The organism is Nocardia sp. NPDC004604, assembly GCF_040609795.1.
Lineage (GTDB): Bacteria > Actinomycetota > Actinomycetes > Mycobacteriales > Mycobacteriaceae > Nocardia.
Map to the genome: position 1 here is coordinate 1 of NZ_JBEXLC010000220.1, position 10,502 is coordinate 10,502.

At 64.7% G+C, this 10,502-nt stretch carries 11 protein-coding genes; 6 read left to right on the plus strand and 5 right to left on the minus strand.

The window, feature by feature from the left end:
• Positions 1-455: 455 nt before the first annotated feature.
• The 4 genes from ABZW16_RS40965 to ABZW16_RS40980 all read left to right on the plus strand — a co-directional run bounded on the left by ABZW16_RS40965 (position 456) and on the right by ABZW16_RS40980 (position 3,559).
• Positions 456-1,082, plus strand: a complete 627-nt coding sequence (locus ABZW16_RS40965) for a hypothetical protein (protein ID WP_354961543.1) — start codon at positions 456-458, stop codon at positions 1,080-1,082.
• Positions 1,073-2,614 carry a hypothetical protein gene (locus ABZW16_RS40970; RefSeq protein ID WP_354961544.1) on the plus strand — a complete coding sequence of 514 codons (1,542 nt, stop codon included), beginning with the start codon at positions 1,073-1,075 and terminating at the stop codon, positions 2,612-2,614. The genes ABZW16_RS40965 and ABZW16_RS40970 overlap by 10 nt, the downstream gene beginning before the upstream one ends.
• Before the next feature lie 297 nt (positions 2,615-2,911).
• The gene (locus ABZW16_RS40975; protein WP_354961545.1) at positions 2,912-3,376 is read left to right on the plus strand and encodes a hypothetical protein; all 465 of its coding nucleotides are present in this window, start codon (positions 2,912-2,914) and stop codon (positions 3,374-3,376) included.
• A complete protein-coding gene (locus tag ABZW16_RS40980) occupies positions 3,377-3,559 on the plus strand; it encodes a hypothetical protein (protein WP_354961546.1) in 183 nt (60 codons plus the stop codon).
• 35 nt (positions 3,560-3,594) lie between these two features.
• On the opposite strand, the gene ABZW16_RS40985 is transcribed toward ABZW16_RS40980, so the two are convergent.
• Positions 3,595-4,239, minus strand: a complete 645-nt coding sequence (locus ABZW16_RS40985) for a hypothetical protein (protein WP_354961547.1) — start codon at positions 4,237-4,239, stop codon at positions 3,595-3,597.
• Positions 4,236-4,727, minus strand: a complete 492-nt coding sequence (locus tag ABZW16_RS40990) for a hypothetical protein (RefSeq protein WP_354961548.1) — start codon at positions 4,725-4,727, stop codon at positions 4,236-4,238. The genes ABZW16_RS40985 and ABZW16_RS40990 overlap by 4 nt, the downstream gene beginning before the upstream one ends.
• 133 nt (positions 4,728-4,860) lie before the next feature.
• Here ABZW16_RS40990 and ABZW16_RS40995 point away from each other — a divergent pair, with 133 nt between their 5' ends.
• Positions 4,861-5,493, plus strand: a complete 633-nt coding sequence (locus ABZW16_RS40995; RefSeq protein WP_354961549.1) for a hypothetical protein — start codon at positions 4,861-4,863, stop codon at positions 5,491-5,493.
• Positions 5,494-5,832: 339 nt separating this feature from the next.
• Here ABZW16_RS40995 and ABZW16_RS41000 read toward each other — a convergent pair whose 3' ends face one another.
• The 3 genes from ABZW16_RS41000 to ABZW16_RS41010 all read right to left on the minus strand — a co-directional run bounded on the left by ABZW16_RS41000 (position 5,833) and on the right by ABZW16_RS41010 (position 9,702).
• Positions 5,833-7,329 carry an AMP-binding protein gene (locus ABZW16_RS41000; protein WP_354961553.1) on the minus strand — a complete coding sequence of 499 codons (1,497 nt, stop codon included), beginning with the start codon at positions 7,327-7,329 and terminating at the stop codon, positions 5,833-5,835.
• 133 nt (positions 7,330-7,462) lie between these two features.
• Positions 7,463-8,404, minus strand: coding sequence for an SDR family NAD(P)-dependent oxidoreductase (locus ABZW16_RS41005; RefSeq protein ID WP_354961550.1), 942 nt, complete (start codon positions 8,402-8,404; stop codon positions 7,463-7,465).
• Positions 8,401-9,702: a TetR/AcrR family transcriptional regulator gene (locus ABZW16_RS41010; RefSeq protein ID WP_354961551.1), complete on the minus strand. Its 1,302-nt coding sequence runs from the start codon at positions 9,700-9,702 to the stop codon at positions 8,401-8,403. Before ABZW16_RS41010 ends, ABZW16_RS41005 begins: the two co-directional genes overlap by 4 nt.
• Before the next feature lie 80 nt (positions 9,703-9,782).
• On the opposite strand from ABZW16_RS41010, the gene ABZW16_RS41015 reads away from it, so the two are divergent.
• Positions 9,783-10,502, plus strand: a 720-nt coding sequence (locus ABZW16_RS41015) for a lipase family protein (RefSeq protein WP_354961552.1), incomplete at its 3' end; no start/stop codon positions are given.

Consider the following 10,502-nt stretch of genomic DNA (forward strand, 5'->3'; position numbering starts at 1 on the left):
CCCCCTGAGCCGCTGCGTCGTGTGGGCCCATGGGCATTGAAGAACCGGCCAGGGTTGGTAGGGGCCTGACGTCATGTACTGCTCGAACTCGACCTTCGGAAACCCGGCCACCGATGTGTCGGTGGCCGGGCTCGCTGTCCATCCACCGGTCCGGTGGTGGTGATGGCGATCGAGTTCGAGCCCGCGGTCCGACGAAAAAGTAGGGCGCGCATGGCGTTAGCCGGACCATCCGGATCGGGCGAGACCTACATCGCCCTCGCGTGGCCTGGCAATGGGTGCAGTGCGAGGGCGTAGTCGCGGCAGTGTCGACACCGAACGCGGCAGTGTCAGTAAGTCTCAACGGCTGGCAATGGCAGACGGCGGCAATCTGCGCTGGACGGCATTACAGGTTGACATTCCATGTCGAGTTGTAACATGCTTCGGGCGTTCGTGGTTCAGGAAGGTGACCGACGCCGATGACCGAGCATGCCCAAGCGGCGCTCCAGTTGGTTCGAGACGGCAGCCAGTTCAAGTGGTATGTGATTCCGCTGCTGCTCGTTGTGATCTACGTGTACGCCACCGAGGTCGAACGGCGGAATTGGAATGTGTTCTTCGCCGGGCTCGCGCTGTGGGGTATGGACGGGTTCAACGAGATTTGGAACGCCGTGGTCTTCCATGCCACCGGTCGCGCACCGGTCTGGGGCGCGACGGGGCCGACCGCCTATCAGTTGCTGATCGGCCTCAATATCGAGATCTGTTTTATGTTCGCGATCATGGGTGTGGCCGCGGCGAAGATGTTGCCGCCCAAGCAGACCCGCATTCTCGGAGTGCCGAACAGGCCGGTGCTCATCGCGGTGAACTCGGCCGCTGCCGTGCTGGTTGAGGTGGTGCTCAACAAGATCGGTGTGCTCACCTGGGATTGGTCCTGGTGGCAGGCGAGCTTTCCGCTGCTCATCTTCTTGATCGGATACGTTCCGTTCTTCGTCGTCTGCTTCTGGGTGCACGACCTGGCCACGGTGCGCGCCAAAATACTTGCCGTAGGCGCGATCTTGGGTGTGGATGCCGCGGCGATCATTGTTTTCGGAGCACTTGGGTGGCTGTGAAGGTGGGCGCGAACAACAAGGCTGTTCTCGCTGCTGTTGCGGGACTGATAGTCGCGAGTCTCACGGCGAATCCTGGCGCGAGCGCCGATACCGGGAGCTGTGCGCTGCTCGGCACGGTGGGCACACCCGAAGTGACCGAGGACGACAGCAACGCCGGACTCGATGCGATGCCTGCTGCGGAGACCGCACCGCCCGACGAGGTATACCTTCGCAGTTCCAGCGAATCGTTCAATCGCCGTTGGGCTTTCGCGGCTCGCGATGGTCACATCTATGTGAAAGAAGCCGCGGTGAGCGGCGGGTGGCGGCAGCTGCCGCTGCCCGGCTGCCTCGAGGGCCGAATCTCGGGCGTCTCCGCCGATGACGACGAGGTCATGGCCATCGATCGCGACGGCCGATTCTTCACCATGGACCACGCGCTGAGCGCACCGAAAGACTGGAACTGGAGCAGCCGCTACGGCAACCCGTTGTGGACCGGTCCGGGCAATGCGCTGCCTGCGGACACCCTCGACTGGAGTTGGTCGGTGCTGTCGCCGAATGAGGACCGGCACTGGCGTGACACCGCCGACAACGATCATTCCGTCGGCGGCGCGAAGGTCTCACATGTCTTCGCACTGACCGATGGTGGCCGCCGGATCCGCTACATCGACCCATGGCTGCCCGCCGACCACAGCTACGAAATGGCCACCCCGGCCCGCGGAGGGTTCCGGGCTGTCGCGCTGTCCACAAGCGGATCAACAACATTGGTGGTCAACCGCTTCGGCGACCTGTACACCCGGCTGTACGACTTCGACATCTCCGGCGCGGACAAGGTCTTCTTCCGCTACTCCTACGACGATCAGCGGGGGCTGCCCCCGGCCGCGGACATGTTGTCCGAACGCGTTGACACCCATTACGCCGCGATCCAGCTACCGGCTCCCGAGTGGGTGCGCCAACCCAAGATCCCCGGCGACATCACCGACCGCGTCTCCGTGCACAAAACCGGCATCGGATCGGACGCACGGGAACTGCGCGTCGAGGGAGTCAGCGGCAATCGCACGGGCTATTGGACGAAAATGCTCACCGCCGCCGCGTGGACCTTCGTCCCCACCGATCAGCCGCTGACCCGGCATCGGCTCGACAATATCGCCGCGGACCGAACTATCGACGAGTCCGCCTCGCCCGCAGGCGATTCGTATGGGGGAACGTCGGTTGCCGGTTGGACCGCCCACATCGAATCCTTCGACGTCGCGGTCACTCCCACCCCGCTGCGGCTGAGTTTCACCGACGGCTCACACCTGGATCTCGTTCTGCACACCGTCGACGGGTTGCGGCAGTCACCGCAGCAATCGGGAATCGGCACCCAGTCGAGGCATTTCGACGGCACCATCGAAGTTCCCGAGCAGATACTGAATTCGCTTGCCGCCGAGCCTGCTTCGGTGCGCGAGTTCCTGACGGCCACACTCGGTGGACGCCGATTCACCGACACCGCCGTTGAGGTCACCACCAGTGAGTTCCGAATCAGCGAAATCGAGCTCACCATGGCCCATCAGTGACGCATGCATTGCGCGCGGCGACCGCGCGGGCAGATCACACACCGACGTCGTCGTAACGCAGCAGGTCCAGCGGATCACGAGCGATCGTCTGACGTCGTATCAGCAGGCCAGAATCGCGGAGCCACGCCGACTACGCTTACGACCGTGTCGGGCTTCGAGGGATCGTTGACATTTGGGTTTCGCTGGATGGACTGGATCGGTACTCGTCGCCAACCCGGTTGCTGTCGGTCCAGCCGCCTCCTGAGCAATCGTGGGCAATCAGGATCAAGATCGGCAGCCGATCGCGAGAATTGAGTCATGTCGACAGGGGTTGTCTCAACGTTGGTTACGGGTCTGCTGCCACTACTCGGCGCGGGGCTCGGCGCATCGGCAACGCTTACGGTGCAACGGAGTTCGGCGCGCGCAGCGAAGCTCAAGTTCCTCGCGGAGAGTCGCCTTGCCCGCAGAGAGGAGGTGAAGTCAGCGATCATCGACTACCTCGAGGTGGCACAGCGACTGCAGGGAGAACTCGATATCCGAGAGTCTGGAGGTACCCCCGCCGAACTGAAGCGACTGATCGAAAGCGTGTGGCTAGCAGAGAAACGGGTCGAGATCATCTGCTCGGACGCTTTGCGAGACAGGGTAGTTGCCCATGCACGGGGATTGCACGACGTCGTTCGGGACCCGGTGACCTACCCTGATTGGTGGGCTCATTGTTCGTCGCTCCAAAGCGACCTCCTCGCAGAAGCGAAGGCAGAGCTGATACCGAAGCACGATTGGTGAATGCCTTCAGCAGACACCACCAGCCAGCGGAACACGTTGGTCCGCGACGCCACTTTTCGCCGATACCGGGTCGGCAAGATCCAGCCCGGGCTGAGCATTCCGGAAGACCTCACCGGCAAACTGTCGAATCAGGGCAGCCAGTTCGGCTGGCCCTCAACGTGGTTCGTCAGCGGCATGGCCTGATTCGACGAGTACTGCTGCGGGACACCGATATTCGTTCAACGGTGCGGTTGCGGCCCGGGTATTCGACGGGGCGGTGGGGTAGGTGGTGGGGCCGGTTCGTGCTGGACGAGGGGGATCGGCCGTCGGAGGTCGACCATGATCGCCACGGGGAAGGTGTGTTTGCTCTCCATGACCGGTCCGAGTTCCGGTGTGGCGATCGAGACCGTCACGGTGCAGTCGCCAGGACCCAGTGCCGCCAGCATGCCATCGCGAACGGTTGCCGCGAGGGGCTGGAGCAGCATTGCGATGGTGAGTTCGAGTTCGAATTCACCCACTCGAATTCCATCGGCCGTGACCTCGAGGCGAGGGCTGTAGCTCTGGGTGACTTCGTGTTCGAACAATTCGACCTGTTCGACTCCGCCGGAGCGGGTTCGCATTGCCGCGGTGTGCAGCCGGTCGTAGCGGCGCCACCCCGCGACCGCGACCCCGCCGATATCGACCTGGAGCAGTCCGTCGACCACCCTGGCTACCTCGCGCAGTGCCGCCGACCGCAGGACCGCGGTAGCGACCGGCGCACGCCGCAGCGCCAGCTCCTCGACACCGCTGTCGTGTAGGTGCTCGGCCAACTCGGTCTCGACCATCTCACGTGCGGCGTGTCCGAACAGCACCGCACGAGCCGTGATCGATAGTGGACTCGTCATCGCGAAACCTCCCTGACGTGTAGCTGCGGCTCACCGACGCTCAGCCGAATGTGCACGGCCGGAGCGGTGGGGTGGGTGAACTCGCGTAGATGGATCGACGGGCTCGGATTCCCGACCACCTGCACGCGCACCTGCGGCGTGCGCGGATCACGGTTGTGCTCGCGTGGGGCATCGACCGGGTGCCTGCGCCGCTGACGCAGTACGAGCGCCGCCACCCCGACGGCGAGGAGGAATGCGCCGATGCCGAGCAGATCGCGGATGTGGCTGTTCGGCTGAGGATCATCGCGCGATGGGGCCGCGATCGACCCTTTCGTGGTGGATGTTTCCGGGACAGATGGCTGTGTGGTGGTCGTGGTAATCGGCTTGGTGGTTGTGGTCGTGGTTGTGGTTCTGACGGGCCGCGCGGTTATCGCGACCTTCCGGTCAGCCGATGCCTCGCCGCAGGCGGCGCGGATCGAATACGAGTTGGGTTCGACCTGATCGGACACGGCGAGTTGAGTTTTGAACGAACCCTGCTGAACCTTCGCAGGCGTTCCCGAATCAGACCAACTCGGAAAGATCTGGACGTCGAAACAGGGCCAGTGATCGCCTTGCACGGTGATCTGTGTGCCACGTTCGGCGGTGGATGGCACGTCGAAAGTGGGATCGAAATGCTCACACGAATCCCCCGACGATGCGGAGGTCGTTGGGCACGACCCCGACTTTGTGGTTGTCGAGATCGGTGCGGTTGTAGAGATCGGTGCTGTTGTCGAGCTTGGCGTGGTTGTCGAGCTTGGCGTGGTTGTCGAGATCGGTGCGGTTGTAGAGATCGGTACTGTTGTCGAGCTAGGCGCTGTTGTCGAGCTTGGCGCGGTTGTAGAGATCGGTGCCGTTGTCGAGCTTGGCGTGGTTGGCCAGTCCGGCGTGGTTGTCGAGACGGGCGTGGTTGGCCAGTCCGGCGCAGTTGTCGAGATCGGCGTGGTAGGCCAGATCGGCGTGGTAGGCCAGACCGGCGCGGTTGTCGAGACCGGCGTGGTTGTCGAGACCGGCGTGGTTGTCGAGACCGGCGTGGTTGGCCAGACCGGCGCGGTTGGTGTAGGCGCCGACACCGCGATCGGCACCGTCACCGCACCGAACACCCCCGCCGCGGCCACCGCGACCAGGAACGCTCCCGCCCCGCTTCCCATGGCTACCTTCCCGAAACACGGATCATCGAGGATCGGTCCGCACTTCGGAATCGAGTCTTCGCTGATCCCGCCCCGCCGACGTGAGTAACCGACTACCTGTTTCGCGAGGCATGCAGGCATCAGCACACCTGATTCAGCCGTGCAGCAACCTATGAGCGCCCCGAAAACAATGGCATCCGCGACCAGCCGCGCTCACGAACCGCGCGCGGTCGCGACCGGTGCTCAGGCAAGGCGATAGATGCCGTGTGAGTGGCCGATGATCGGAATGGTGAGTGCGATGTGAGCGAGGTGCCGGGCAGGCTCTTCGTGGCTCCTTCGGCGTCGAGCACCGCGATGGGCGGTCGATTCATGGATCAACCAGTCGTGCACGGCCGGTGTGCCGAGACCGAAGCAGTCGATCGCGACAACCGCCATCCCGCGCGCACTGTTATCCAGCGATCGTCCTCTTGTGACTTTCCAGCTCGCGGCGCAGGATCTTGCCGCTCGGATTGCGTGGAATCTGTTCGAGCGCAATGAATTCCTTGGGCACCTTGTAGCGTTCGAGTCGTTCGCGGATGTGCGCTTTGAGTTCCTCGGCGGTCGGTGGGGTGCGACCGGCGGTGGTGACGAAGTAGGCGCGCAGTGCCTGGCCGAATTCGGGGTGCGGAACACCGATTACGACGACGTCGGTGACGGCGGGGTGTTCGGCGATGACATCCTCGACCTCCTTGGGGTAGATGTTCTCGCCGCCGGAGACGATCATGTCGTCGTCGCGGCCGTCGACGTAGATCCGGCCGCGGGCATCGAGATGTCCCATATCCCCGGTGTTCACGTAGCCGTCGACCACTTCCTTCGTAGGGGTCGTCGACCTTCCGTCGGATACATAACCGTGGTAGCCGAGTCCGCCGCGCACGAAGATGCTGCCGGTCTCACCGACCGCGGCGGGCGTGCAGTCCGCGCGCAGGATGCGCACCGAGACGCCGATGGCCGGACGTCCCGCGGTCTTCGGTGATTCGGCCAGATCCTCGGTGGTGGCGATCGAGACCACACCGGCCTCGGTGGAGCCGTAACCGTTCACCAGGATCGGACCGAAGGCATCGATGAACCGGCTGATCGTCGCGGGCGCGATCGGCGCCGCTCCGGTGACCGCCAAACGCAGTGAGCCGGTACGGAATTCGCGACGCCGCTGCTCCGGTACCGCTACCAGGCGCTGCACCATCACCGGTACCCCGACGAACACCGTCGCGTGATGACGTTGCACATCGGCGAGTGCCTGCTCGGCGTCGAAGCGCCGGCGCGTGATCACCGTCGTGCCGAGGGCCAGCGCGCCCATCATGATGGCCAGTCCGAAACCGTGAAAGAACGGTGGGGCCATCACTATCACGTCGCGGGAGTTGAATCGGGTCGCCGCCATCGCGGTGGCTACCATCTCCAGCACCGTGCGCTGGCGCAGCGGCCGGGAGACGCCTTTGGCGAGTCCGGTGGTGCCCGAGGTGAGCAGGGTGATCCGCACCGGATGACGCACCGGCGGTGGGGCCGGATGTGACTGCCGGGCAAGGGAATCCAGCGATAGCGGCGCCTCGGTGTCCTGCCAGGCCCGGACCCGGATACCCGGAAATCCGGAGGCGTCGACCGCTTCGTCGTACTCCTGGTCGTGGACCAGGATATCGGGACGGTGCCGCTCGAGAATCTGCGCGAGCTGGGCTCGCGGTAGATCGGTATTGAGAAAGACGAGTTCGCAACCGAGTTGGGCGCCGACCGCCGACGTCTCGATGAAGCCACGGTGGTTGCGGCACAGAATGGCCATCGTCGCCGCGCCCGGATGGCGGGCGTGCAGCGCCGCGGCGATTGCTTCGGCACGACGCTGCAATTGGCGGTAGGTGATCACACCGCGTTCATCGATGACGGCCGGGCGATCGCCATAGCGGGCCGCCGATATGGCCATAACGGTGGCGATCGACGGCCCGAATCGCCGGACCGCATCGGTGATCCGGACCGCCGTGGTGATGCCGACCGGGTGCAACGCACCCGAAGTCGCCAGTGGGACAACCGCATTCCGCCATTGGAAGCCGGTGTGGTTACCCGACATTGTCGTCTCCCTTCTCGACGCTGGCCAGCGAGGCCGCGGTATCGCCGAGGAAGCGGTAGGTGAAAGTGGTCAGCAGTTCGATCGGGGTGCGCAGCAATGGCACCAGCACTGCGAGTGGCCAGCCATAGGCCGGGGTCAGTGTGCGCGGCTTCTTGACGATTGCCTTGGCGATGACACGCCCCGCCTGGCGGGCGGACTGCCCGGGTAGTGCGGAAATCCAGCCGCTCGGTGCGCTCATTCGGGTGAACATCGAACCGGCGTAGAAGGTCGTCAGCGTGACGCCGTCCGGGCGCGCTTCCATGCCGACCGCACGCATCCAGATATCGAAGGCCGCCTTCGATGACACATAGAACCCCCACTTCGGCGCGACCGGAAACATGACGGCCACGGTGGAGACGTTGACGATATGGCCGGATCCGCGTTCCCGCATGCTCGGCAGCAGCGCCAGCGTCAGCCGCATCGGTCCGAGGTAGTTGGCCGAAGTTGTGGTGTTCAGGTCCTTGGGTCGGTCATAGGACAGGTGGATCGACCGCCGCAGCGATTTGCCCGCGTTGTGCACGAGGTAGTCGATGTGGCCGAACTGAGTCAGCACCTCCTCGGCGAAGGATTTGATGGAATCCTCGGATGCCAGGTCCAGTGGTATGGCGATGGCGCTACCACCCGCGGCCTTGATCTCGGTGACGATGGTCTGCAGCTGCTCCGCCGACCGCGCGCCGAGGACGACGGTGGCGCCCGCATCGCCGAGCATTCGGGCGGTGGCTTCGCCGAGACCGTAGGAGGCGCCGGTCACCACCGCGATCTTGCCCGCGACCTCGCGGCGCAACCGGTCCGCGTTGCGCAGGCCGCGCGGGCCGATCAGCCAGGCGACGCCCCGCCCTATCGGTCCGGCCGCCAGCCAGTTGTTCGGTCCATTGTCGAGAGATGTGCTCACTCGGAGTGCTCCGTCTTCGTCATGGGTTGGGCGTGCTCCAGCAGCGCATTGATCGCGCGGGAGGAAAGTGGGGTGCCGGGATCGAGCGTCAGGACCGACTGTCCGGTGGTGTACAGGCTCGCGACCAGTAGTTCGCGCAATTGCACTCGGCTGATGTCGCGGGTTCGCAGCCAATCGGCAACGGCGCCTTCGACGAAGGCCATCCAACCTGCCATGGCGGTGCGCGCGAGTGCGGTACCGGCACCGCCGGTGAGCTCCTGCATCATCGCCGTGACGAAGCGATCGATGTGTCGATGGTGCATCGCACGCAGCTCTTCGTCGGTCACCTGTGTCGACAGCGCGAGCGGTGAACCCTCCCTGGCTTCGGCCTGATCGATGTAGAGGTCGAGACCGCGAATGAGCCGGGGGACGGCCGGACCGCGCAGCGCTTGGAGTTGGTCCCAGAAGTCGCTGTAGACGGCATCGGCCGCGGCGAGATAGAGGCCGCGTTTACCACCGAAGTGGTAGTTGATCAGGCCTATCGCGGTGCCTGCCCGCTGCGCGATCTCGGTGGTCGATACCTCGTCGAAACGCTTCGAGCCGAACACTTCGATTGCGGCATCCAGCAGGGCGGTGCGTGATTCGTCGCTGCGAGAGGTGCTGCCGCGACGCTTTGAACGCTTTTCAATATTGGTGGGCAGCCGCTCGCTGGATTGAACAGTTTTCAACTCGGTGGCTTCGGCCGCGGCGAGCAGAGCAGGCAATAGCCTTGCGACCGGACCGGTCGAGATCGTCGGATCGATCGTCCGTTGGATGCTCAGCCCCAAACCCATGCTGAACACTGCCTGTGCGGTACCGGCCAAGAAGTCGGACGAGCCGCTGCCGGTCACATCGGCCAGCAGATCGGCGATCGCCGATCGCACCGCGGCCAGGTTCGCCGCGATCTGGTCGCGCAGCCGGGGATCGGTACGGCTGGTCAGCGTCAGTTCGAACTCGAGCTGGGTGAACCCGACATCGTCGATGCGCTTGCGTGCCCATTGCGTCAGTGCGGCGATGCGGTCCTCGGCCGAACCCCGCAGCTCGGCCACGGCGGTGATCTCCGCGAGCGCCTCGGTGTGGATCAGCTCGAGAACTTCCTGGCACAGCTCGTTCTTACTGCGGAAGTTGGAGTAGACCGCGCCCTTGGAGTAGCCCGCCGCCTCGGCGACCCGTGCCAGCGAGGTATTCGCCATGCCATCGGCGATGAACAGATCGCGGGCGGTTCGGGCCAGGTCGGCGCGCGTTCGCGCCTGACTTTCCGGTCGCGTCATCCTTGACATGAATTCAAGATACCATTGGTATCTGGATTCTGATAGTCTGCACAACACAACTCCGGCAATCCCGATCAAGAGGTGCAACGATGCGACTCTCGACGATCCCGAACCCGTTGAGCCTGCGTGGATCAGCGCGTATGCACAAGGAGTTCTACCGCTCGCCGTCGTCGATCGATGGCGAGCCCGGTGGCCTGCTTCGGGACGAGCCCGTCCGGGTGAAATTGCTGCCGGGTGTGCAGCTGCGGGTGCGGGCTTGGCGAGTGCTGTATCGCAGCAGCTCGGCAAATGGGGCGCCGATCGTGGTGTCCGGGACCGTGCTCGTGCCGCACGGGACGTACCAGGGGCCGCGGCCGTTGATCGGCTATGCCATCGGCACTCAGGGACATGCGCAGCGCTGTGCGCCTTCGCTGCAGCTCGCGGCCGGTCTGGAATACGAAACCCCGCTGATTACAAGGATATTGCGGCACGGCTGGGCGGTCGCGCTGACGGACTACCCCGGGCTCGGTACCGGCGGCGGTCACCCCTATATCGTGGGCCGCGCCCTCGGTCCCGCGGTCCTCGATTCGATGCGGGCCGCGCGCAATCTCGCCGATACGGGACTTGCCGAGGATGGCCCTGCCGCGCTGTTCGGATACTCCGAGGGGGGCACCGCCGCCGCGTGGGCCGCGCAGTTACAGCCCACCTACGCGCCCGACATTCCGCTGGTCGCGGCCGCGGTGGGCGGTGTGTGCGCCGACCTCGAATACAGCGCCGACTTCCTGACCGGCGGCCGCTTCGCCTGGTTGCAGGCGTATGCGGCGGCCGGT

Coding starts and splice junctions, on each gene's coding strand:
- ABZW16_RS40965 (WP_354961543.1), top strand. CDS start 456: ATGACCGAGCATGCCCAAGCGGCGCTCCAGTTGGTTCGAGACGGCAGC.
- ABZW16_RS40975 (WP_354961545.1), top strand. CDS start 2,912: ATGTCGACAGGGGTTGTCTCAACGTTGGTTACGGGTCTGCTGCCACTA.
- ABZW16_RS40980 (WP_354961546.1), top strand. CDS start 3,377: ATGCCTTCAGCAGACACCACCAGCCAGCGGAACACGTTGGTCCGCGAC.
- ABZW16_RS40985 (WP_354961547.1), bottom strand. CDS start 4,239: ATGACGAGTCCACTATCGATCACGGCTCGTGCGGTGCTGTTCGGACAC.
- ABZW16_RS41000 (WP_354961553.1), bottom strand. CDS start 7,329: ATGGCCATATCGGCGGCCCGCTATGGCGATCGCCCGGCCGTCATCGAT.
- ABZW16_RS41010 (WP_354961551.1), bottom strand. CDS start 9,702: ATGTCAAGGATGACGCGACCGGAAAGTCAGGCGCGAACGCGCGCCGAC.